Source organism: Chloracidobacterium sp. D, assembly GCF_018304685.1.
Taxonomy (GTDB): Bacteria; Acidobacteriota; Blastocatellia; order Chloracidobacteriales; family Chloracidobacteriaceae; genus Chloracidobacterium; species Chloracidobacterium thermophilum.
Window position 1 is genome coordinate 1,327,821 of record NZ_CP072634.1, and the last position, 21,119, is coordinate 1,348,939.

16 protein-coding genes and 1 pseudogene are annotated in these 21,119 nt (G+C 61.0%); 7 read left to right on the forward strand and 10 right to left on the reverse strand.

The window, feature by feature from the left end:
• Positions 1-52: 52 nt before the first annotated feature.
• From J8C01_RS05585 to atpD, 3 genes are all read right to left on the reverse strand, one after another.
• Positions 53-1,720 (reverse strand): sensor histidine kinase, encoded by a 1,668-nt coding sequence (locus J8C01_RS05585; RefSeq protein ID WP_211431272.1) that lies wholly within the window; start codon positions 1,718-1,720, stop codon positions 53-55.
• Between the two features lie 158 nt (positions 1,721-1,878).
• On the reverse strand, positions 1,879-2,964 hold the full coding sequence (locus J8C01_RS05590; protein ID WP_211431273.1) for an NAD-dependent epimerase/dehydratase family protein: 1,086 nt from the start codon (positions 2,962-2,964) through the stop codon (positions 1,879-1,881).
• A gap of 45 nt (positions 2,965-3,009) precedes the next feature.
• Positions 3,010-4,461: a F0F1 ATP synthase subunit beta gene (gene atpD / locus J8C01_RS05595; protein ID WP_058867394.1), complete on the reverse strand. Its 1,452-nt coding sequence runs from the start codon at positions 4,459-4,461 to the stop codon at positions 3,010-3,012.
• A 344-nt stretch (positions 4,462-4,805) separates the two neighbouring features.
• Here atpD and J8C01_RS05600 point away from each other — a divergent pair, with 344 nt between their 5' ends.
• Both J8C01_RS05600 and J8C01_RS05605 read left to right on the forward strand, forming a co-directional pair.
• Positions 4,806-6,224, forward strand: a complete 1,419-nt coding sequence (locus J8C01_RS05600) for a tetratricopeptide repeat protein (RefSeq protein ID WP_211431274.1) — start codon at positions 4,806-4,808, stop codon at positions 6,222-6,224.
• A 62-nt stretch (positions 6,225-6,286) separates the two neighbouring features.
• The gene (locus tag J8C01_RS05605; RefSeq protein WP_211431275.1) at positions 6,287-6,745 is read left to right on the forward strand and encodes a Fe(2+)-trafficking protein; all 459 of its coding nucleotides are present in this window, start codon (positions 6,287-6,289) and stop codon (positions 6,743-6,745) included.
• On the opposite strand, the gene J8C01_RS05610 is transcribed toward J8C01_RS05605, so the two are convergent.
• From J8C01_RS05610 to J8C01_RS05625, 4 genes are all read right to left on the reverse strand, one after another.
• On the reverse strand, positions 6,729-8,072 hold the full coding sequence (locus tag J8C01_RS05610) for a 3-deoxy-D-manno-octulosonic acid transferase (protein WP_211431276.1): 1,344 nt from the start codon (positions 8,070-8,072) through the stop codon (positions 6,729-6,731). The two genes, J8C01_RS05605 and J8C01_RS05610, sit on opposite strands and share 17 nt — an antisense overlap.
• Before the next feature lie 57 nt (positions 8,073-8,129).
• The gene (gene efp / locus J8C01_RS05615; protein WP_014099644.1) at positions 8,130-8,687 is read right to left on the reverse strand and encodes an elongation factor P; all 558 of its coding nucleotides are present in this window, start codon (positions 8,685-8,687) and stop codon (positions 8,130-8,132) included.
• Between the two features lie 144 nt (positions 8,688-8,831).
• Positions 8,832-9,800 carry a sigma-54 interaction domain-containing protein gene (locus J8C01_RS05620; RefSeq protein WP_014099645.1) on the reverse strand — a complete coding sequence of 323 codons (969 nt, stop codon included), beginning with the start codon at positions 9,798-9,800 and terminating at the stop codon, positions 8,832-8,834.
• A 21-nt stretch (positions 9,801-9,821) separates the two neighbouring features.
• On the reverse strand, positions 9,822-11,156 hold the full coding sequence (locus J8C01_RS05625; RefSeq protein WP_014099646.1) for a sigma-54-dependent transcriptional regulator: 1,335 nt from the start codon (positions 11,154-11,156) through the stop codon (positions 9,822-9,824).
• A gap of 87 nt (positions 11,157-11,243) precedes the next feature.
• Here J8C01_RS05625 and J8C01_RS05630 point away from each other — a divergent pair, with 87 nt between their 5' ends.
• Positions 11,244-11,696, forward strand: coding sequence for a tRNA (cytidine(34)-2'-O)-methyltransferase (locus tag J8C01_RS05630; protein ID WP_211431277.1), 453 nt, complete (start codon positions 11,244-11,246; stop codon positions 11,694-11,696).
• A 136-nt stretch (positions 11,697-11,832) separates the two neighbouring features.
• Here J8C01_RS05630 and J8C01_RS05635 read toward each other — a convergent pair whose 3' ends face one another.
• Positions 11,833-13,023, reverse strand: a complete 1,191-nt coding sequence (locus J8C01_RS05635) for an AAA family ATPase (protein ID WP_014099648.1) — start codon at positions 13,021-13,023, stop codon at positions 11,833-11,835.
• Positions 13,024-13,259: 236 nt separating this feature from the next.
• Positions 13,260-14,324 (reverse strand): zinc-dependent alcohol dehydrogenase, encoded by a 1,065-nt coding sequence (locus tag J8C01_RS05640; protein WP_211431278.1) that lies wholly within the window; start codon positions 14,322-14,324, stop codon positions 13,260-13,262.
• 230 nt (positions 14,325-14,554) lie between these two features.
• Here J8C01_RS05640 and J8C01_RS05645 point away from each other — a divergent pair, with 230 nt between their 5' ends.
• The 4 genes and pseudogenes from J8C01_RS05645 to J8C01_RS15310 form a co-directional block, all read left to right on the forward strand.
• Positions 14,555-15,601, forward strand: coding sequence for a methyltransferase (locus J8C01_RS05645; protein WP_187288338.1), 1,047 nt, complete (start codon positions 14,555-14,557; stop codon positions 15,599-15,601).
• A 45-nt stretch (positions 15,602-15,646) separates the two neighbouring features.
• The gene (locus J8C01_RS05650; protein WP_211431279.1) at positions 15,647-16,729 is read left to right on the forward strand and encodes an alpha/beta hydrolase; all 1,083 of its coding nucleotides are present in this window, start codon (positions 15,647-15,649) and stop codon (positions 16,727-16,729) included.
• A gap of 4 nt (positions 16,730-16,733) precedes the next feature.
• Complete coding sequence (locus tag J8C01_RS05655) at positions 16,734-17,708, forward strand: Gfo/Idh/MocA family protein (protein WP_014099652.1); 975 nt, start codon at positions 16,734-16,736, stop codon at positions 17,706-17,708.
• Positions 17,709-17,820: 112 nt separating this feature from the next.
• Positions 17,821-18,309 (forward strand): annotated as a pseudogene (locus J8C01_RS15310) (class I SAM-dependent methyltransferase); the annotation flags it as partial.
• Between the two features lie 246 nt (positions 18,310-18,555).
• Here the strand turns inward: J8C01_RS15310 and J8C01_RS05660 are convergent.
• The gene (locus tag J8C01_RS05660) at positions 18,556-21,114 is read right to left on the reverse strand and encodes an ATP-binding protein (RefSeq protein ID WP_249355490.1); all 2,559 of its coding nucleotides are present in this window, start codon (positions 21,112-21,114) and stop codon (positions 18,556-18,558) included.
• Positions 21,115-21,119 lie beyond the last annotated feature (5 nt).

Sequence of the window (21,119 nt, forward strand, 5' to 3'; positions counted from 1 at the left end):
TGGCATCCCAGGTTTCGGTTGTCCCCCATTCCTCCCAACCTGATGACACTTGTCATGTGGAAAGCGGGAGGGTGGGGGGGATGGCCAGGGGCAAATAAATCGTGAAGGTTGTCCCCTGTCCAAGCGTGCTCTGGCAGGTGATGTCACCGTCGTGACCTTCGATAATGCGCCGGCAGATGCCGAGTCCCAGTCCGGTGCCCTCACTGCCTTTGGTCGTAAAAAATGGCTCCCAGATGCGTTGCAGGTTCTCAGGAGCAATGCCACAGCCGGTATCCGATACGGTGATTCTGGCACTTCCATCGGCTTCGTCAACCACTACGGTGAGTTCTCCAGGCTTTCCCTGCATGGCCTGGGCGCCATTGCGGAGCAGGTTCAGCAGGACCTGCATCAGCTTGTCCCGATTGAGTTTGACATAGGGATTTGCCGTGGTCTGGAGTTTGGTGCGGCACACCTTCACCAGCGGGTCATAGCGGGCAAAGTTGAGCGCCTCCTCCACGACCGGCACCAGTGGCTGCACGGTTCTTTCGTATTCCTTGCTGTCCGGCCGGGCAAAGTCCCGAATCTCGTTGACCATCGCCACCATGCGTTGCTGAGCATTGAGAATAAGTTGAATGAGTTGGCGGCGGTGCTGGTCTTCTGTGTCACTCATCAGAATTTCGGCCGCTGTCAGGGCCGAAAGCTGGTTTTTGAGTTCGTGGGCAATGCCGCTGGCAAACTGTCCGAGTGTGGCCAGTTTTTCCTGGTTGATGAGGCGTTCCTGGGTGGCGCGCAGTTCTTCGATGAGGTGCAGGTTGCCCAGGACAAACCCCGCCTGCTGGGTCAGAGCCAGGAAGTATTCCAGTTCCTCATCGCTGAACTGGGTATTGGCCAGCAGATTATCCACATAGCACACCCCCCACACGCGCTTGGTCGAGGCAATCGGCGCACACATCACGGAGTGAATGGCCTGCTGGACAACGCTCGACGTTGCTTCATAGCGGGTATCAGCCGAGGCATCAAAGCTCCGAATGGCGACATTCTGCTCAAAGGACTGCATCGCAATGGTGAGGCTCGGCTGAACATCCAACCCCCCTGACCGGCTTTGTACGGCGCGCTTTTCAAGCGTACCGGTAGCCGCGTCCCACAGCAGGACGACCCCCCGTTCCGCCGGCAGGGTTTCCATGGCGGCATCGAGCAGGCATTCAAGCAGGCTCTGGATGCTGCCGGCCGTCAGCATCTTGCGGCTGAACTCATTGAGCGCCTTGAGCCGGTTGAGCGTGAAATCCGTGATGTTTTCGGCGCTGTCCAGCAGCGCTGTGTTCAGAAAACGGGAGCGGGGGCTGGCAATGACGGTGGTCAGCCGGTCAGTCGTGCGTTGTTCTTCGTCAGTGTGGGTCAGACCATCACTGTCAGGTGAAATCGCCTGGATTTCAAAAAGAAAGGTGACAGGGTGGACATCCCCAAGCTGAAACCGATCGCCGGAGCGAAGAACACGGGTCGTAATCCGTTCGCCGTTGACGATCACGCCACCGGTGCTGTTGTTGTCACGGAGAATGAATTCCCCATTCTGGTAAATAATCTCGGCATGCCGCCGGGAGACATAGGAGTTGTTGATCTGGAGATCGTTGGTTCGCAGGCGGCCGATGCTGAAGACCGGACGGTTGATCCGCACCGTGCGCTGAAGCCCCTGACTGTCAAGGTAGCTCAGTGTGGCGTAACTGGTGATGGAAACGTCCGACATGGCGACCAAAAAACCGTCTGCTGCGCCGTCTCTGCAACAACAAGTCTGGTGGTTTTGAGTCTTCTCAAGACTGTACCAAAACTGTAACACAGGTCACGGATGGCTATCCATGCCCTTCACAGCCGAGCAGCCAGGCCGAAAGCGGCAGAGCAGCCGGGTCAGGATTCGGTCAGGGGCAGCCGGGCCTGGCGCCGCCGGCGCACCGGCGTTGCTTCCTCGGCTTCGGTCAGCGGTGCCGGCCGCCGCCGAATCGAGCGCAGGGCCTTGTGCAGCGAAAACCGGGGTTTGAAGCCGAAGGTCTCCCGAAACCGACTGCCGTCTATGATGCAGGGAAACATCAGAAAGTCGTACTGCGGCGTCGGGAAGGGCAGCAGCCCAATGGCCCAGCCCAGCTTCATCAATGGCGCGGCCATCTGGTAGATGACTGGAACCGCAATGCCACCGGCTTCCCGGACGGCTACCGAGAGTGGAATCTCGCCCGGCCCTGTGACGTTGTACACTCCACCCCGTTTTTGCTCCAGAACGAGCAGGAGTGCCCGTACCATGTCGCGTTCATCAATGACCTGAATCATCGGATCATAGCCCAGTGGCACCGGCACCAGACCGAAGCGCAGATAGGTCGTGAGAAAGTTCTGGACGTGTGGCCCCACAATATGACACGGACGCAGCAGTGTGGTGGTTGTATCCCGGACCTGATACATCCACGACCGGCAATAGGTATCGAACTCAACCTTGTCGCCGATGTCAGCATACCGCTGAATGGCCTTGAGCGGATAATCTTCGGTCAAAAACGTGGGATTGGTTGGATCGGCGCCATAGACATCAGCACTGCTGAGCAGAATGACCTGGGGGACGCCCTGCCGTTCACAGCAGGCCAGAAGCCGCATTGTGGCAATGACGTTGACCGTGTGCCGGACGGTCATCGGCAGGCGGACATCGTTGGCGACGGCGAGGTGAATGACCGCGTCGAAACGCTCATTGCGAAACAGGTTTTCCAGGGCTTTCTTGCGGATGTCGAGCTGACGGTAGGTGATGTCACGGCGAATGGGCAGTTGGGGCGGCCGCCGTCCGATGCCGATAACCTCCCATTCAAGCGGGATGGATGAGGCGAGCTGTGTGGCCAGCCCGCCTGCAATCCCAGTGATCAACAGCCGCTTGCGGTTGGGCGCAGAGGCGTTTTTTGAGGCCATGGCGTGGGTTGCGAGGTTGCGTGCCCATTTGGGCAGCGACAGCAGCAAGGTCACGGGCGGATGGCTCCGGCCAAGGGGCCATCTCTCGTGTACAACACCTTACTCCGTCATTTTTTTGGCATTCTCGATGGCGTCCTCGATGGCGCCACACATGTAGAAGGCCTGCTCCGGCAGGTCGTCGTGCTTGCCTTCCAGAATGGCCTTGAAGCTCCGAATGGTGTCCGCCACCTTGACGTACTTGCCCTTGCGCCCGGTGAATTGCTCCGCCACGTGGAAGGGTTGCGAGAGAAACTTCTGGATTTTGCGGGCGCGTGCCACGGTCAGCTTGTCTTCTTCGGACAACTCATCAATGCCCAGAATGGCAATGATGTCCTGAAGTTCCTTGTAGCGTTGCAGCGTCCGCTTGACGCCTTCGGCGACTTCGTAGTGCTCCTGTCCGACAATCTGGGGATCGAGAATGCGGGAGGTCGAATCAAGCGGGTCCACGGCCGGGAAGATACCCAACTCGGCAATCTGACGGGAGAGCACCGTCTTGGCGTCGAGGTGGGCAAAGGTTGTGGCCGGGGCCGGGTCGGTCAGGTCATCGGCCGGAACGTAAATCGCCTGCACGGAAGTAATCGAGCCAGTCTTGGTTGAGGTAATCCGTTCCTGCATTTCACCCATTTCGGTGGCCAGTGTCGGCTGGTAGCCGACGGCCGAAGGCATCCGTCCGAGCAGGGCGGATACTTCCGAACCGGCCTGGGTGAAACGGAAGACGTTGTCCACAAAAAACAGCACATCCTGATTCATCTCGTCGCGGAAGTATTCGGCAACCGACAGCCCCGAAAGTGCCACCCGCGCCCGCGCGCCCGGCGGTTCGGTCATCTGTCCATAGACGAGGGCAATTTTGGACTCTTCGAGGTTGTCCATGCGGATGACGCCGCCTTCCTGCATTTCGACCCACAAGTCGTTGCCTTCGCGGGTCCGTTCGCCGACGCCGGCAAACACCGAGTAACCGCCGTGCCCCATCGCCACGTTGTTGATGAGTTCCATGATGGTCACGGTCTTGCCCACCCCCGCTCCACCGAAGAGGCCGATCTTGCCGCCCTTGAGAAAGGGCTGGATGAGGTCAATGACCTTGATGCCGGTTTCAAGCATTTCGGCTTCGGTGGACTGCTGCTCGAAAGATGGCGCCGGGCGATGGATGGGATAGCGTTTTTCACATTTGATGGGACCGAGTTCGTCCACCGGCTCGCCGAGGACGTTCATCACCCGTCCCAGCGTCCCCTTGCCGACCGGCACCGTGATTTGTGTGCCAAGGTCATAAACTTTCATCCCCCGCACCATGCCTTCAGTGGGCAGCATGGCCACGGTTCGTACCAGCCCGTCACCCATGTGCCGCTGGACTTCGACAACGACATCAATTGGCTGGGGAACATCAAACCCCTCGCTGGTCACGCGCAGGGCCTGGTACATAGGTGGCAGATAACCGTCGCCAAACGCTACATCAACGACGGGGCCAATGACTTGAACGACTTTTCCCGTAATCGGGCTGCGAGCAGGTGCGCTCATGGTAGTGATGATTCCTCCACATCGGTCAGTCCCTGCCAACCAGGCTGACCGGATCGGTTTTCAAGATTTGTCCGGGACGCTATCACAGGCCGGATTCCCTTGACCACTACGGTCGGGTGGGTGGTTGGACCCGTCCTGTTCAACCGAAACAAGCTGTTCAACCGAAACAAGGGATTGCTGTGGGTTGCAATCTCTGACCACTTGACACAAGCTAACTCTGACGCCGGAACGTGTGTCTGATGGGTGTCAAAACGCCCGGCAGGGCCTGCCTCTGACCTCACCTGAGAGACCGGCAAAGACGAGCGCAGGGGGGATGTTTACCTTGGAGAACAACCACCTCTGTCATGACGGACCAGACTGTGACGACTGCCTTTGATCGCTCCCGTACTCCAACACGGGCGCCAGAAGCCGAACTCCATCATTGCTTTCAGCGTGGCCGCCAACTCTGGGAGCAGGGGGACTTTGAAGCGGCCCGGAACGCCTTTCGCCAGGCGATCCGATGTGATGCTGAGCATGGGCCTTCCTACCAATGGTTGGGGGCTGTGTTGCGGGATATGGGGGAACTGCGTGAGGCCGTGCGGATGTGGCGCACGGCAGAGACTCTGGCACCCAATGATCCCCAGGCATTGCTCAATCTAGGCGTTGGTTTGTTCGAGTTGGGGCGGTTTTTCATTGCCAGTCGCACCGAAGAACCCCTTCAGTTGCTTCGCCGGGCGATTGCCAACGCGCCGAAGCCTTACGGCAAAGCCTGGTTCAACCTGGGCAATGTTCTCTACGTCCACAACGACTATGCGGCGGCTTCGGAAGCCTATCAGAATGCGCTGGCGGCTGAGCCGGGCCTGGGTGTGGCGTACCGCAATCTGGGCAATACCTGGCTGCGTCTGAATTGTCCGGCCGAGGCCTGTGCGGCCTATCGGCAGGCGTTGCAGTTGGGGGATACCCAGGTGGCCACGTACCATAACCTGGGGCTGGCGGCCCTGCGTTCGGGCGACGGTAAAGCTGCCGAATCCGCATTTCACACCGCCGTCACCATGCGTCCCACTGATGGCGAGAGCTGGCTTGGCCTGGGAAACGCCCGCGCCGTGCAGGGAGACCTTCCGGGGGCGCAGTCGGCCTTCAATGAAGCCCGGGCCAGCCGTGGCGGACAGTACCCGGAAGCCACCCTCGACCTGGGCAAAGTCCTTCTGGCGATGGGGCAACCACAGGCGGCTGTCGAGGTGCTGGCGCGCGCCCTGGCCGTTTCCCCCCTGCCGGAACTGTATCGGCAACTGAGCCGGGCCTATGTCAAAGCCGGGCAGCTTTCTGAAGCGGCCCAAACGCTGCGCCAGTTCGTGGCAACCCCGGCGGGGAACACGGCGCAGGGCTACTATGAGCTGGGCCTGGTGCTGTCGCAGTGTGAGCCGCCTTATGTAGCTGAGCAGGCATTTCGGACAGCCCTTGAAAAAAGTGGCGGACACTACCCTGAAGCCTGGCACCGCTTGGGGCGCACGCTGATGCGGCAGAACAAACCCCGGCTGGCCATCGAGGCGTTTCAGTTCGCCATCGAGCAGCGCCCGGATTTCGCCGAGGCACTCAAAGACCTGGGACAGGCACTCTATCGGTCAAGCGATCTGCACGCGGCCGACGCGGCGCTCAATGCCGCCCTGCGCTTTGAACGGACGACCGGACAGCTCTATGGGCAGGATGTGTGGCAGGTCGAGCCTGAGCTGTATGCCGGTTTGCGTCAGGCGGCCTGCCTGTACGATCTGCCGTCCATTCCGTAAGCTTCACCGGGCCGTTACGGGTTCTGGAACACCCGCCACTCTGATGCTTATGTGAGTCATATATGCTGGATACGCTGTGTGTCGCTTTGAAGGGAACGCCGCGCATCGTCGTTCAGGTACTCAAGGAAAAAGGTGCGCTTTCGGCGGCGCAGCTTGTGGCCGAGACCGGCCATCCCGAAAAGTCGGTCAAGCTGGCCCTGGGTGAACTCGAAAAGGCACGTCTGATCCGGCGGGAAGGGGAGACGTACGCCGTCGCCTGCCGGGAGACCATGGCGCCCATGAGCCGGGTGCCCTTCAACACCGACCTCGGACGCAAGGTGCACGCAACGGCCTGTGCCGAGTGCTGGAAAAAGTGGCAGGCCCAGCAACTCGTGCTCATGAATCACTTTGGTTTGAACCCGCTCGATCCCCAGGCGCAGAAATTCCTCTTCGGGGCGATGGAGTCGTTTTTCTTCGGCGACGGCACGCCGCCCATGATGATTGACACCACGCTGCAGGGGAAAATCAGTCACCTCGAATAGAGGCCAGCGCCGGAATGTGGGGAAACACGTAGGCTTTGAGCGCGGCCACCGTTGCCGCCACGGCGCCGGTTTCCGCCGCCCAGGTTGCCTGCGCGCGGCGTCCCAGGGCGGCCGCCTGCCCAGGGTCACGCAGAAGCGTCTCGAACGCTGTCTGGAGTTCCTGGCGGAGACCGTCCGGTGATGTCAACGGCAGTTGCCACACGGCATCGGCTGCGCGAAAGCGGGTGAGAATGGCACGGAAGTTTTCCGTATGCGGCCCCGTCACAATGGGGCGTCCTTCTGCCGCCGGTTCCAGAATGTTGTGACCACCGCGTGGCACGAGGCTTCCGCCGACAAAGGCCACATCCGCCCAGCGGTAGGCCGCCGCCAGTTCGCCCACCGTATCGAGCAGGATGACTTCCGCCCGGACATCCTCCGGCCGTGGTTGAGACCGCCGCGCCACCGTCCAGTCGAAACGCTCCAGATGGCGGGCGACTTCCGCGAAACGTTCGGGATGTCGTGGAGCGAGCAGCAGCCGGCAGCCAAGGCGGTCAAGGCCGGCCCGCAGCCGGGCAAACGCTTCAACCAGGATGGGTTCCTCACCTTCGACGGTACTGCCGGCCACGATGCACGGCCGCCCGTCCCCCAGGTGGTACTGCTGTTGCAGGGCAGCAGCAATGCGGTCCCGCCGCGCCCGTTCGTCGGCATCCGGTGGCGCATATTTGAGATTGCCGGTCGTCAACACGCGCTCCGGTGGCGCACCAAGCTGGCGAATGCGTTCGGCATCGGTATCGGATTGCATCAGGCAGAGCCGAAAGTAGCCCAGCAGGTCGCCCATCATCCGGCCCAGCCAGCGGTAGCGGGCAAAGGAGCGGTCGGAGAGCCGGCCATTGGCAAGCACTACAGGCACCTGATGCCGCACACAGGTACGCAAAAAGTTGGGCCAGATTTCCGTTTCGAGAATGATAACCAGCGCCGGTTGGAGGCTGGTCACGGCCCGTTCCGTCAGCCACGGAATGTCAAGCGGAAAGTAAAAGTGTGCATCCATCCAGGCGAGTTGTTCCCGGGCGCGCGCCTGTCCGGTGTCCGTGGTTGTCGAAATGACAAAACTGGCGTGTGGGAAGTGTTCCCGCAGGGCGCACGCCAGCGGTTGCCCGGCCAGGACTTCGCCGACGGAAACACTGTGCAGCCAGATGCGAGGGGCAGCGTGGGAAAGTGGGCAGTAGGTAAACCGCTCGTGCAGACGGAGCGGGCGCTGCCGCCGACGTAGCCCGTAATAGCCCAGCCACAGCGGCGCGCCGGCGATCAAAGCCGTATTGTAGAGCCAGAAGGGAAACCGGGAAAACACGCCGGCAACCTGAGCCGGGCAGCGGATGGCGCGTCAGAAGCTGCCACAGGTGGGAACCTACTTGGCGCGTTCAATGTACTTGCCTTCGGTTGTATCCACCCGGATGACATCCCCTTCCTTGATGAAGCCCGGAACACTGATTTGCAGGCCCGTTTCGAGCTTGGCCGGTTTGCTGGAGCCGGTCACTGTAGCACCTTTCAGCTCCGGTTCGGTTTCGACCACCGTCAGCTCGACCACTGCCGGAAGCTGGATCGCCACCGGCTGCCCATTGTACACCTCAACCTGAATGGTTGTGTCCGGTTTCAGGTAGCTCAGCGTGTCGCCCAGGATTTCTTCGTCGAGACCAATTTGCTCGTAGGTCGAAACATCCATGAAGTAGTGGGTTGCGCCTTCCTGGTACAGGTACTGCATTTCGTGTTGCTCAAGGGTGGCGCGCTCCACATCTTCGGTAGCGCTGAAACGATGCTCAAAGGTGGTGCCGGTAATGAGGTTCTTGAGCTTCGTCTGCACCATCGCCCGCAGGTTGCCGGGGGTATGGTGACGGTATTCGAGGACGCGATGGGGTTGTTTGTCAAACAGGATGATCATGCCGCGCCGAATCTGATTGGCTCTCATGGTGGCTTAAGGAGGCTCCTTGCTCAGTGAGGGTCAGGCTATCAGGCGATACCGCTTGGCTCAGCCGCCGGAGTCCGGGACAACCGGCCGTCAGCAAAAGGCGGCAGGCTACCGAACGTTCAGCCGCCTGGTCAAGCTGCCGTGTCAGGCTTGTCCGGCAGTGCGATGCGCTGGTTGGTAGGGAATGCCATAGGCCCGCAGTTTTTCATAGAGATTTTTGCGGCTGATGCCCAGGATACGGGCGGCTTCGGCCTTACGCCAACCGACCTGCTGGAGAACTTCCCGGATGTAGGTGGCTTCCAGTTCCGCCAGTGTCGGCTTGCGCATCCGGTGCTGCATGAGCGCTGCTGCCGAGGTCATCCGCTGAGGCAGATGCTCCCGGCGAATGACACCTGGTGCAGCCGTCACGAGCGCATGTTCCATGGCATGGCGCAACTCCCGGACGTTGCCCGGAAAGTCGTAACCTTCAAGAAAGCTCAGGGTTTCAGCCGCCAGCGGCGGCGGCGGCCATCCGTGGCGGTGGGCAGCCTGGGTCAGAAAGTGCCGGGCCAGAGCCGGGATGTCGGCTGGTCGGTCGCGCAATGCCGGAACAGCCAGACTGATGACGTTCAGGCGGTGAAACAAATCCGCCCGAAAGGCCTGGCGTGCAACGGCCGCCGTCAGGTCAGTGTTGGTCACAGCAATGAGGCGTACATCGAGCGTGAGGGCGCGGCTTCCGCCCAGGCGCAGGACACTCCGTTCTTCGATGACGCGCAGCAGCTTGGCCTGGGCCGCCGGCGACAATGCGGCGACCTCGTCGAGGACGAGCGTTCCGTGTTGGGCCGCCTCGAACCGGCCGGGCTTGGCTGCGACCGCACCGGTGAAAGCCCCCCGCTCGAACCCGAACAGTTCCGCTTCGAGCAGGGCTTCCGGCAGGGAGCCACAGTCAATGACGACAAAGGGCCCGTTGGCCCGGCGGCTCTGCTCGTGCAGCCAGCGGGCCAGCAGGCTTTTGCCCGTCCCGCTCTCGCCGGTGATGACCACGGTGGCCTCGGTCGGCGCGACCCGCGCCGCGTCTTTGAGAAGCGTGAGCAGCGCCGTCGAGTTTCCGATGAACAGTTCCTCACTCACCATTGGTCGTCGGCAGCCGGTTGGTCAGCCGCGCAGGCTGATGCCCAGCGCCTTGATGCGGCGGTACAGGTAGCTACGGTCAATGCCCAGAGCCTCGGCTGCCTGGGTCACGTTGCCGTCGCATTCGGCCAGCTTGCGGCGGACAAGTTCGCGCTCAAAAGCTTCGCTGCCCTCGCGCAGCGACCCGAACTGAAAACTGGCCCAGACCGAGTTGGGGGCCGGGTCAAGCGGAATCTGCTCCGCTGTCACTGGCGACGTGGTTTCCGTAATCACCAGCCGTTCGATGAGGTTGCGCAGTTCGCGCACGTTGCCGGGCCAGTCGTGCCGGCGCAGCTTTTCGTAGGCATCTTCGGTCAGGGTGATAGGCGGGCGCTGGTAGTGCTGGCTGAACTGGCGGACGAAGTGTTCGACCAGCGCTGGGATGTCCTCCAGATGCTCCCGCAGTGGCGGCAGTTGAAACGGGATGACATTGAGCCGGTAAAACAAATCCGGCCGGAACTGCCCCTGTTCAATGGCCTCGTCCAGCCGTTTGTTCGTGGCCGCAATGACGCGCACATCCACCCGCCGCGCGCTCTGGCTTCCGACGGGTTCAATAAGACCGCTTTCGAGCGCCCGCAGAAGCTTGGCCTGCATGCGCAGGCTCATGTCGCCCACTTCGTCGAGAAACAGCGTGCCGCCGTCAGCCTGTTCAAACTTGCCCCGCCGCGATTCCGTCGCCCCGGTAAATGCGCCTTTGACGTGTCCGAACAGCTCCGACTCGATGAGGTCTTCGGGGACGGCCGCGCAGTTGACCGCCACAAACGGTTGGTCGGCGCGCTTTGAGGCGGCATGTAACGCCAGCGCGACCAGTTCCTTGCCGGTGCCGGATTCACCGTAGATGAGCACCCGCCCGTCGGTCGGCCCGGTGAGGGCAATCTGCTGGCGCAGGGCGCGCATCGGAACGCTCTGCCCTACGACCAGGTCGCTTCCGTCCGGTGCTGGCGCCGGACGGTGCATCTGGATTGCGTGGCGCACAGCTTGCAACGTCCGTTCGATGTTGAGCGGTTTTTCGATGAAATCGCTGGCGCCCAGCCGAATCGCGCGCACGGCCGTGTCAATCGTGCCATGCCCGGAAATCATGACGACGGGAATGTGTGGGTACTGCCGCCGGATGTGTTCCAGGGTCGCCATGCCGTCGAGCTGGCTGTTGGGCATGTAAATGTCGAGCAGAATGCAGTTGACGGGCGTCGTGGCCAGCCGCCGCAGGGCAGCATCGCCGCTTTCGGCTTTTTCGACCACGAAGCCTTCATCTTCGAGAACCCCCCGGAGGGATTCCCGAATGCCACGTTCGTCATCCACAATCAAAACCGTTTCTGCCATGGTGATACGGACCTGGTACGGCAGGACTGATGACTATTCAGGCGTCATCGGAACAACGATACCAGAGAACAACGCTGGAAGACGCCGATGCATGTCGTTTTGGTCGAACCGGAAATCCATGTCAACACCGGGAACGTGGCGCGCACCTGTGTCTGTACCGGGACGCGCCTGCACCTGGTTCACCCGCTGGGTTTTTCGATTGACGCGCGGGCGGTGCGCCGGGCCGGGCTGGATTACTGGCACCAGCTTGACCTTCACGAGTGGCGTGATTTTCCGACGCTGCGCCAGGCATATCCGTCCGGCAGGTTTATTTTCGTTGAGACGGTCGGGCAATGCCGCTACGACGAAATCACCTACCGGCCGGATGATTTTCTCGTCTTCGGACGTGAAACCAGAGGGCTGCCGCCGGAACTGCTTGCCGGGGAGTGTGTTGTCCGCATCCCGATGGCGGCAGATGTGCGTTCGCTCAACCTCTCCAACTGCGTGGCGCTCGTGCTGTATGAGGCCCTGCGGCAGTGCGGCTTTCCCGGCTTGCGCTAGGGGCCGGCATGTACCATGGGGCGGCGTTGAGGCGCGTCCGGGCTGCCTGCGGGCCCCAGATAAGGACCAGCCAGCCACCGGGCAACTGGCGGCTGGCTGGTTCCTGGGTCGGGTTCTGGCGTGTCGTGTGGGCAGCTCAGTTTTCGCTGACTTTGCGGGCCGAGGAAGGGGACATGTGCGCCGGAAGGGCGACGGCCTGACCTTCCGGCGGCCTGTTCTCAGGGTTGGCGTGTTCGGTTTCTCCACCGGAAGTCAGCACCAGTGCGCCCTGGGGTTCTTTGGAGAAGATCAGCTTTTTGTTTTCCGGGTCATAGTCCACGTGGAGCAGGTCGCCGGTGCTGACCTGTTGTGTGGCGACCAGGCTGGCAATGGGGTTGACCAGAAACCGCTCGATGGCGCGCTTGAGATGCCGCGCCCCGTATTTCAGGTCAATTCCTTCGTCGAGCAGGAAGCGCTTGGTTTCCGGGGAACAGCGGATGACGAATTTTTCCGCCGCCGTCTGGGTGATCCGTTCCTGGACGGCGCGCAATTCGAGTTCGAGAATCCGCTCCAGATGATGGTCCTTGAGGCTGCGAAACACCACCACCTTGTCAATCCGGTTCATAAACTCCGGCGAAAACTTGCGCCGCGCCGCTTCGGTCGCCGTGCGGTAGATTTTCTGGTCCAGGTCGTCGCGCTGCGTTTCCGGGCGTACGGGAGCAAAGCCAATGCTGCCGGTGATGAGTTCCGACATTTCCTTGGCGCCCAGATTGCTTGTCATCACGATCATGCACTTTGAGAAATCCACCCGCCGGTTGTCGCCCAGGGTGAGCGTCGCCTTGTCCAGAATGCCCAGCAGCAGTTGCCACAAGGCGTCCGAGGCTTTCTCGATTTCGTCAAACAGGACGAAGGTCAGCTTGTCCTGTTCGGTGTGGTACTTGTCGAGGTTTTCCTGGGTCAGCAGCGGCGGCGTTTCACGGTGGCCAAGGTAGCCGGGGGGCGAGCCGATGAGCTTGGCGACTTCGTGACTGTGTTGAAACTCGGCGCAGTCAATTTTGACGACGGCATAGGGGTCACCAAACAGGGCTTCGGCCGCCGCCTCAACGACGCGGGTTTTGCCCGAACCCGTTGGTCCGAGAAACAGCATCGTCCCAAGGGGACGGCCGGGATGCGCCAGCCCGGCCAGATAAATCTGGTAGAGGTTGGCAATGCGGCGGACAGCGCGTTCCTGCCCGACGATGCGCGCCATGAGTTTTTCTTCAAACTCGCGGGCGCGGGGACTTTTCAAATCCGGGTTGAGCAACGTCCGCTGTGGCGTGGCTTCACCGGGCGCAGCAGCAGTGGTCATCGAGTGTGTCTCTCCTTGAACGCCATCGTCGTCAAAAGGACCGGGAAAGCGTTGCGGCCAATCGGGGGAAGTGCTTTGGATAGTAAGCGAACGCCGGTTTTTTTGGCAATCCGGTGCTTTTCGCCCGACTTGGTGGCATCGCTTCAGATACGCAGTCCAATAGCGGTGACATCATCCCACAAGTGGAACCGGTTTTTCGGGAAGCCACCGCACATCTCCGTATCAGCCAAATATACTCACGGAAGAATGGCGAACTTGATGCAATCGCCATGCTGGAGCTGATCCAGGGCCTCACCCAGCCGTTCGAGCGGGTAGTCGGCCGTGATGAGCTGTCCCCAGTCCACGCGCCGTTCGAGAAGCAGCTCGCGCGCCTGCCGGACGGCGCGGGGCGTCATGTGAAAGGGGCTGCGCAGCGTGATTTCGTCGTAGTGGATGCGCTCGGTGTCGAACGTGACAGTGGTGCCGCGCTTGCAGCCGCCAAAGAAAATCACCGTTCCACCCCGGCGTGCCAGGTGCACGGCAAGTTCCCAGATGTGGGGCTGGCCCGTGCACTCGATGACGAGATCGGCCCCGCGTCCACCGGTGAGTTCACGAATCTGCACAGGCAGGGTTTCGTTCGTAAAGTCCACTGTTTGGGCCGCCCCAATGGCACGGGCAACACGCTGCCGGTACGCCCGCCGTCCCGCCACAATGATATTTTCCACGCCGCGCGCTTTCAGTGCCGCGACGTGCAGCAGGGCAATGGCACCGTTGCCAAGCACCAGAACGGTGTCGTCTTCCCTGACCGTCACCCCTTCCAGCCCATGCACGACACAGGCCAGGGGTTCCATAAGTGCGGCTTCCCGGTAAGGCAGATTCTCCGGCTTGAGATACATGTTCTGCCGCACGATGCGTTCCGGGATGCGGATGTATTCCGCATAGGCCCCCAGCACCATGGTGGACATGATGGTGTCGCAGAGGTTTTCCTGGCCGCGCTGGCAGTAGTAGCACGCGCCGCACGGAGCCGAATGGGTGGACATCACCGCATCACCTTCCTTGAAGCGCGTAACACCTTGGCCCACCTTGGCGATGACCCCGGCAAACTCGTGGCCAAAAAGGGTTGGGGTTGGAAACTTCGGATGACCGCGCAGAAAGGCTTTGAGGTCCGTCCCACAGGTAAGCGCCGTCATCACCTGGACGACGACACCACCCGGTTCAGGGTCAGGAACAGGCAGGTGTTGCATTTCAATCGTGCCCGGTTCCAGAAGCACGTTGGCGCGCATGAGCGCTGGCATCAGCGGTGTGTGGTTCGGCAGGGGCATTGGGAATCACTCGACGTCGGCTGTAAAAATGGCAAGCATCGCGTGGGCATTGTGTGTGGTCATTCCCAGGCGGGCAAGTCATCGCCACAGCAGCCGTAGCATAAGCTGCCGTGACCATGCTAGCGTCCGAAGCGCCCAATGTATTGTCTGAACGTACTTTGGCGACTGGCACTACCGGTTGGCGGGAAGGTTTCGTCCCGGATAGTCCAGGCCGCATAGCTGGAGTTGGCATGTCCACATCACCAAAACGTCGCTCACGACGAGCGACTTGCATCACGCCAGAGCCGCTTTACCGGTTGGGGACGGCTTTCTGGAGCAGCGGCGTTCTGTTTGCCGCCCATCGGCTGTCGGTTTTTGATGTCCTGGAAGCGCGCCCGCAAAGCGGGTCTGACTTGGCCAGAGCCTGTGGGTTGACACCAGCCGGGGCGGAAAAACTGCTGGCGGCCTGTGCCAGCTTGGGACTGGTCATCGAGGATGAGTCTGGGCAGTATCGGAACAGCCCCCTGGCAACGACGTTTCTCGTGCGCGGCAAGCCAGCCTATCAGGGACACCTGTTGGCTTACTTTGCCGACTTGTGGGCCCGGTTTGGGGAACTTGAGCATCTGCTCCGCACCGGTGAAATCGGCCCGCGTGAAATGGCTTTCGATTTGGTGCGTCCGAATGATGAACGCCAGGCGGCTGAGCGGGCCTGGGTGCTGGCTATGCACGAGATTGCCTTGGGCGGACAGGCCGAGGCGCTGTGCCGGGCGGTGGACTTGAGCGGCTACACCCGTCTGCTTGATGTCAGCGGTGGGGCTGGTTCGTACGCACTCCGCTTTGCCGAGCAGTATCCGGGACTGACAGCCGAGGTGTTTGACTTGCCGGAGGTCGTCGCCATTGCTGACGAACTGATTCAGCAGTCGGCTGTTCGCGACCGGGTTCGCGTCCGGTCCGGGGATTTCGTCAATGCCGATTATGGCTATGGCTACGATGTCGTGTTGTTGTCCGGTGTTCTGCACGGGCTTGGGGAGCGGCATATCCTGCGGGTACTAAAGAAAAGCTACGCCGCCCTCAATCCGGGTGGATGCGTAATCGTCCAGGAAATGACGCCCGATGCACCCTCTCCCGCCGCCGCCCAGTTTGCCGCACTCTTCAGTCTCAACATGATGTCAGGGGCGACCTATTCGGCTGAACAACTCGCCCTGTGGCTCAACCAGTCTGGTTTCCTGCGGATTACAGTGACGCCGCTGGAGCAGGCCTGCTGGTTTGACCACGTAATTTCAGGACATAAACCCTAGTTTCTCGTCCTGAACCTTCTCGGAGCATCTGGGAGAGCATAAACAATGCCACCACGTAGGAAAAAAACGCGCGTCATTTTTCTTTATCTCAAGATTTTTATTCCGGCCATTGTTGTTACCATTGTGGCTGCAGTTGGCTATACGGTGTATGCTGTCAACGCCATTACTAAATCCAACCGCACGCTGCTTTCGATTAAGGACTTTCCAAAAAAACTACCGGACAACTGGGGGAAAGTGGTCAGCTTTACCTGGAAGGAGGTTCAGATTTCCGGCACCAGTGGAACCCTCAATGGGTGGGTTTTTATCCGTGGTGCCGGACTACCCGGAATCGTCATCACCCATGGGTTGGGAAGTTCACGGGCTGACATGATGGATCTGGGCTACCGGCTCTGGGAGCGGGGGTACAACGTGCTTGTCTATGACCTCCGGGCACATGGTGAGAGCACAAATCTTGTGACAACTCTTGGGGCGTCTGAAAAGAAAGACTTGGCAGCCGCTGTGGAATTCTTCAAAACCTTCAAGGTTCCATCTCCGAAGGGTGGGGTAGTACCTTTGATTGATCCCAATAGGATCGGACTTTACGGGGTCAATGTCGGGGCTTATGCATCGCTGATGGTGGGTGGTGAGAATGACTCGGTCAAGGCTGTTGTGGCCGATATGCCTTATAATTCCGTGCGCGAGTTTGCACACCTCCGCGCCCGTGATCTGCTCGGTCTTGACAACTTCATCACGAATGGCCTGCTGGACATCGGGTTACAGATCAGTCAGGGTGGGATTTACGACACCGGCTCCGTTCGCAGTCAGGTTGCCAACTATCAGAGCAAGGGCAAAAGTGTGGCAGTTCTGATCGCCGAAAATAAGTCAAAAAATCTCCAGAAAGCAGCGATGGAAGTTGCGTTGGCGCTTGGCCCTTCTGTTTGTGAACAAACGAATATCCCGAAGTCACGCGACATTCCTCTGGCCGGCAAGGATGCTGACCTTTACAACGAGCGGGTGTGCAGCTTTTTTGCCCAGCGTGGGTTTCCGGTGATCCCGCTCCCGGATGCTGCTCCGTCACCGGCTCCAGCTCCGCCGGTCGCGCCTCCGGCAGCCGGCAAGGAAGTGGACGGCAAGGGAACTGGTCAGTAAGCACATGGTGACGGTAGGCGTCATTGGCGTCGGCGCCCTGGGGCAGCACCACGCCCGGCTTTACGCCGGCCTACCGGGGGTACGACTGGTTGGGGTGTGTGACCTGCGTCCTGAAGTCGGACAGTCCGTAGCTGACCGTTATGGTGTTGCTTACTTTGCCGACTGGCAGGACCTTGCCGCACGGGTGATGGCGGTCAGCGTGGCTGTCCCCACTTGTGACCACTGCACGTTGTCAGTGGCGTTGCTTTCCCAAGGCAAGCACGTCCTGGTCGAAAAGCCGATTGCCGTCACACTTGAAGAAGCCGGGCAGATGATTGCGGCGGCCGAGCAGGCCGGCGTCATTCTTCAGGTCGGCCATCTGGAGCGGTTCAATCCGGCGCTTCAGGCTGCCCAGGCACTGGTGTGCCAGCCCCGCTTTTTTGAGATTGACCGCCTCAGCGTGTTCACGCCCCGCAGCCTGGATATTGATGTTGTTGCCGACGTGATGATCCACGATCTGGATTTGCTGCGCTGGATGGTGGATGCACCGGTGGCCACTATCCATGCCGTCGGCGTTCCGGCGCTGACAGAAAAAGTTGACATTGCCAGCGCCCGCATCGAGTTTGCCAACGGCTGTGTGGCGAATGTCACGGCCAGCCGCGTTTCGCTCGACAAGGTACGCAAGCTGCGGTGCTTCCACGCCGGAGGGTATGTTTCGGTCGACTGCCTGACCCAGCAGGTGACGGCGCTGGAGGTCGTCCGTTCCCAAGGGGCGGCCGCGCCGCCAGCCATTGTACCCCGCGCGGTTACGGTCGCACCCGATGAGCCATTGCGGGCCGAACTCGAACACTTCATCACCTGCATCCGGCAGGGCCGGCAGCCGCTGGTGGATGGACGGGCCGGACAGGCGGCTTTGGAACTGGCGCTTCAGGTACGGGCGGAAATCACTGCCCATGCCCGCCGCGCCGGACTGGGGCATTGGGTGGACGTTCCAACGTAAGGGACAGGACGTTTCACCGTTGCCCCGCGCCGCTGACAACTTCCCCGCCCCCCTGGGCGACTCCTGGCAACCACGGTGGAATGGGATTATGGACATTGATGAATACCGCCGGATGTTCCAGCTCGAAACGACCTACTGGTGGTTTGTCGGACGGCGCGCGCTGGTTCGGGATTGGGTGGCGGCGGCACTGCGCCGTCAGCCGGCGGCCACTTCCGAGCGGTGGCTGCTTGATGCCGGGTGCGGGACGGGGGCCAATGCCGAGATGCTGCGTGCCTTCGGGCGGGTCATCGGCACGGATGTCTCGCCGGAGGCGCTCCACTGGTCACGGCAGCGGGGGCTTTCCCATCTGGCGCGGTGCCGCGTCGAGAAACTGTGTTTTGCCGACGATACCTTTGATGTGGTGACGGCGCTTGACATGCTCGAACACGTGGACGATGACCTGGCCGCCCTGGCTGAACTCCACCGGGTCTGCAAGCCGGGGGGAGCGGTGATCATCACCGTACCGGCGTATGGGTTTCTCTGGAGTCCGCACGACGAAGCCCTGCATCATCGCCGCCGCTATGCCCCACGGGAACTGCGCGACAAACTTCAGGCCATGGGGTTTGAGGTCGAGCGGCTGAGCCACTTCATGTGCGGGTTGTTCCTGCCGGTGTTGTTGCTGCGTTTCTGGCAGAGCCTGCGCAAGCAGGGGGTGCGTCCGCAAAGCGACCTGCGTCCTTTGCCGACGTGGCTCAATGGGTTGCTCATCCGGCTGTTGGGCATCGAGCGATGGCTGATCAGCCTGTTCAGTCTGCCTCTTGGGGTTTCACTCATCTGTACGGCGCGCAAACGCGCCTGGGTCCGCTCCCTAGTGCAGCGTCGTCCTGAGTTCGCTTACGATTTCCCTCAACGTGTGCTCGATGATGCCTACATCAACCGGCTTGCCAATGAGCCGCACGCGCCGGGCCTGGAGTTCTCCCGGCGTGATCCGGTCCGCCCAACCGGTCACGAGCGTGATGGGTAGGTTCAGGTTCAGGGCCCGTACTTCGGCGATGAACTGCCAGCCGTTCAGGTCGGGCATGCCGAGGTCGGTAAAGAGCGCGTCGAAAGCCTCCACCCGCAGTCGCTGCAACGCCTGACGCGGAGCGGTCTCGACCTGTACCTCATGTCCCAGGAGCTTGATCATCTCCGCAATGGTTTCCGCCACCGGCGGTTCATCGTCAACGACCAGAATGCGCAACCGTTGGGAGGGCAGTGCAGGCAGCGGTGGGGCGGTCATCAGGGTTTGGGTCAGGGATACCGGCGCCAACGGAAAGGTCAGGAAAAATGTCGTTCCACGTCCCGGTTCGCTTTCAACTTCAATCCGCCCCCGGTGCCGGCTGACAATGTTGTGCGAGACGCTCAGCCCCAGACCCGTGCCCTGTTTCCCCTTGGTCGTGAAAAACGGGTCGAAAATGCGTTTTTTGACCTCTTCACTCATGCCGGTGCCCGTGTCGCGCACCACGAGTTTGGCCACGTCTCCCTGTTGATAGACGTTGATGATGATCTCGCCGCCGGTGGGCATGGCATCCAGGGCGTTGAACAGAAGGTTGGTGACAACTTCACGCAACTCGGTCGGATTGCCCAGGATGAACACCGGCAATGGCGCCTGGCAGGTAACGTGAATGGAGGATTTGCCGGAGCGGTTCGTCCACCGGGGTTGGGTGGCCTCGATGGTTTCCTGCACGAGTTGGCTCAGGTCAAGCCGCTCGAAGTCCGAATCGCCTTCACGGACGCGGGCAAAGTTCTGGATGCGTTTGACGATGTTGGCCGCGTCATGGGTCACCTTGTGCATGATGTCAAGTGAATGGAGCGTCGTTTCGTCCGTCGCTCTGGCTTTGAGCAGACCAATCCGCCCCTGGATGATGGTCAGGGCATTGTTGAAGTTGTGCGCCACGCCGGAAGCCAACTCCCCCAGCGCCCGCAGCCGTTCCGTCTGGCGCATCTGAAGGTGATATTCCCGTTCCTGCTCTCGTAGCCGCTGGGTTTCAGCCAGTTGTTCCCGGAGCTGCGCAATAAGCCGTGAGTTGTGCAGCACAACCGTCGCGTGATCGGTCAGAAGCTCAAGAATTTCGACTTCCTCCGGGGAAGGTGGAGCGCCCAGCCGGTCAGCGCTGAACGTGCCGAACAGTTTGCCCTCCAGCGCCAGCGGGACGACGACGATGGGGCCGCTGTGCCACATCCGCAACGGAGATTCTGCCTGGCGGCCAAGTAGAAACGAGTGGTCTCCGATACGCCGGTGAACGCCCGACAGGCGTGCGCCGGGCGTGGTCGAAAAGCCCCCGACCCGTGTGCACTGGCTTTTGAGCACATCGAGTTCAATCTGCTGCCCCTCAGTGAAGGCCCCGGCAAAAGCCGCGATGAAGGAGTCATCCGCTGAAGCTGCCGCCGGGTCACGCAGGCAGAACAGGGCGCGCTCCCAGCCCAGATCGCAGGCGACTTCGCACATCCAGCGCAGAATTTCGGAAACGCTCAAATAACCTTCCAGTCCGAGATGGTGTTTGACCTGATTGGCCACTTCGACGATGCGGCGCAGGCGGCGGGATTCCTGCCGCAGACGCTGTTGCATCCGGGCATTGCTGATGGCGATGGCGACCTGTTCGGCAAGGGGTGCCACCAGCCGGAGGGTGTCGTCGCTGTAGGCGTTGACTGTCCGGCTCGTGAAGTTGAGTGTACCGATAACGTTGCCTCCCACAATCAAGGGATAACACAGGGTTGAACGGTAGCCCTGAGCCGTCCAGTCCTGGTAGGTCATAAAGCGCGTTTCCTGCCGGATGTCCGGTGTGACAACGGGCTGCCCATGCCGGACGACCCAGGCGGTTACGGTGTTATCCCCCGGCACAACGCTGCCCGCCTGTACCGAACTCGTGCCGTCGTCGTGCAGGGCGTAAATTTCGACTTCATTCGTGTCGGGCCGAAAGAGCGTGATGCTCAGGCGGTCGAAGGGCAGGAACTTGATGGCTTCACGGGCAACCGTCTCAAAGATGGCCGTCATGGTGTGGCCGGCGTGGATCGAGCGGCTGATGTTGAGCACCGCCAGCGCCGGGTGGTAGTAGGGCTGGGAAACGGCTGCTGGCGAGACGACCACGGCCACGAGCTTCCCCTGTTGCCACATGACCGGATAGGCTGTCGCCACGAGATCGTCCGTGAGGTGCACCGACCGGGGTTCGGCGTCTGTCTCCTGTGCCACAGCCTGCACCAGCGTGTGTAAATCCGGCAGCAGAGATGGAGACGACAGTGAGGCCGAAAGGTCAAAGGCCGTGTGTTCCCCGGCAACGGTGGTCGTGTCTGTGCCTGGAGCACCATCAGGGAAAACCGCCGCATGGCACAGCCGCCCCTCAGGGTCGAAAAGATAGTGCCCGGGTCTGAGCAAGCCCGTTTCTGTCATATCGG